A 1,890-nucleotide genomic window follows, 5' to 3' on the forward strand; every position below is an offset into this window, starting at 1 on the left:
TGGATGGCGTTTAAGGATGCAGCGGTTAGAATTAAGACAACAACAGGGGGAGAGTAACGATGGCAACAAGTGTTGATGATGTAACTGAGGCGATGAAGGATGTAGTTGATCCTGAACTCGGCATCAATGTTGTAGACCTTGGGCTTATCTACGATGTGATGGTTGATGAAGCCAACATCGCGATCCTTAACATGACTCTTACATCTGCAGCATGTCCTTTGCAAGATGTAATCGAAGATCAAACTCGCGCAGCTCTTGCTGGTATGACAACGGATGTGAGAATTAATTGGGTGTGGATGCCGCCTTGGGGTCCAGACAAGATTTCTGATGACGGAAGAGAACAGCTTCGGGCTCTAGGCTTTACCGTTTAATTATGTCAATGCAAGCAGCGTGGATGACCCACCGCTCTATGACAGCTGATCCTTCAGTTAAGGAACAGAAATTAAAGCCAGGCACAGTAAAACGTATTTTTAAGTTTGCGCTGCCATACCGAACAAACATCATTGTTTTTCTTGCCACCGTTGTTGTTGATGCCGCATTAGTGGTGGCAACGCCTCTACTTCTTAAGCAGCTCATTGACGATGGCGTAATTCCAAAAGATGGCGCAGTGGTGACAAGACTTGCAATCTTTGTTGGCCTACTCGCCATTGCAGATGCAGGTTTTAACATGTTGGGTCGTTATTTCTCGTCACGAATTGGTGAAGGTTTAATTTATGACCTTCGATCACTTGTCTTTGCCCATGTTCAAAAGCAATCTATTGCCTTTTTCACACGCACTCAGACTGGTGCGCTTATTTCTAGAATTAATTCTGATGTCATAGGCGCACAACAAGCATTCACGGCGACGCTTTCAGGTGTTGTCAGCAATGTTGTCAGTCTTGTATTGGTGGGTATAACAATGCTGATTCTGTCTTGGCAGATCACTATTTTTTCACTGATTCTCCTACCTGTGTTTTTGATACCAACCAAATGGGTGGGACGCAGACTTCAATCACTAACTCGCGAGTCATTTAGCGTCAACGCTGAAATGTCTAGCACTATGACTGAGCGCTTCAATGTGTCAGGTGCGATGCTGGTTGCTCTCTACGGAGAGCCAGATCGTGAGCGTGAATACTTCAGAAGTCGCGCCCGACGAGTGGCTGACATCGGTATCAAAATGGCGATGCTGAACAGATTGTTCTTCATTGCTCTCACTAGTGTTGCAGCGATTGCGACCGCTTTCGCATATGGAATTGGCGGACATCTAGCAATTAGCGGGGGAGTCACGGTAGGAACATTGCTCGCGATCACAGCGCTGCTTGCTCGTTTATATGGTCCACTGACCGCGCTTTCAAATGTGCGTATTGATGTAATGACTTCACTTGTTTCTTTTGAAAGAGTTTTTGAAGTTTTAGACCTTGAACCGATGGTTAAGAATTGTGATGGCGCAAAAGCTCTGGTTACAAAAGAGCCACGGATTGAGTTCGACAACGTCAATTTTTCATACCCTCGGGCAGAGGAGATTTCACTAGCTTCACTTGAATCAGCAGCTAAGGCTGAGACAGTGCAGAGTGGAGAAGTTCTACGTAAGCTTTCATTTGTCGCAGAACCTGGCACGATGACAGCCCTAGTTGGTCCATCTGGTGCTGGCAAAACAACTATAAGTGCGTTGTTGCCTCGCCTCTACGATGTTACCGGTGGTGCTATCAGAATTGATGGAAATGACATTCGTGACTTAACAGTCGAATCTCTACGTCAATCCATTGGTGTTGTAATGCAGGATGCGCACTTGTTTCACGAATCAATTGCAGAAAATCTTCGTTATGCCAAGCAAGATGCGACGCCTGCAGAGATGCAAGCTGCATGCGAATCAGCTCAAATCTGGAAGTTGATTGAGTCATTGCCAAATGG

2 protein-coding genes are annotated in these 1,890 nt (G+C 45.8%); both read left to right on the forward strand.

Features of this window, described 5'->3' with window-relative positions:
* The first annotated feature begins 59 nt into the window (after positions 1–59).
* Positions 60–371: a metal-sulfur cluster assembly factor gene (locus AC9UEY_RS04110; protein WP_509538148.1), complete on the forward strand. Its 312-nt coding sequence runs from the start codon at positions 60–62 to the stop codon at positions 369–371.
* Positions 372–373: 2 nt separating this feature from the next.
* On the forward strand, positions 374–1,890 hold a 1,517-nt coding region (locus AC9UEY_RS04115; protein ID WP_509538151.1), incomplete at its 3' end, for an ABC transporter ATP-binding protein.

It is taken from the genome of Candidatus Planktophila sp. (assembly GCF_040402275.1).
In the GTDB taxonomy this organism is placed as follows: domain Bacteria; phylum Actinomycetota; class Actinomycetes; order Nanopelagicales; family Nanopelagicaceae; genus Planktophila.

What these genes read in the sequence shown, in the direction of transcription:
- AC9UEY_RS04110 (WP_509538148.1), top strand. Translation starts at nt 60, where the DNA reads ATGGCAACAAGTGTTGATGATGTAACTGAGGCGATGAAGGATGTAGTT.